Below are 212 nucleotides of genomic sequence, written 5' to 3' on the forward strand. Positions count from 1 at the left end.
CGGCGGGCTCACACCTTTGGCCTGATGAGGATGCCCTCACCGAGGCGTCATGGGGGATTACCTCCGGTTTCCCGAAGCTGTCCCCCTCCGCGGGGTTGGTTACCGTCGCCTTACTCACCCTTTCGCCACGCCCCCGAGGGGCGTCCGACTTGCATGCCTAATCCACGCCGCCAACGTTCATTCTGAGCCAGGATCAAACCCTTCGAAAAAGG

1 rRNA gene is annotated in these 212 nt (G+C 62.3%); it reads right to left on the minus strand.

Features of this window, described 5'->3' with window-relative positions:
• A 16S ribosomal RNA gene (locus tag AB1L88_RS27025) occupies positions 1-209 on the minus strand; the annotation flags it as partial.
• Positions 210-212: the final 3 nt, after the last annotated feature.

This window comes from Tautonia sp. JC769 (assembly GCF_040717455.1).
Taxonomy (GTDB): domain Bacteria; phylum Planctomycetota; class Planctomycetia; order Isosphaerales; family Isosphaeraceae; genus Tautonia.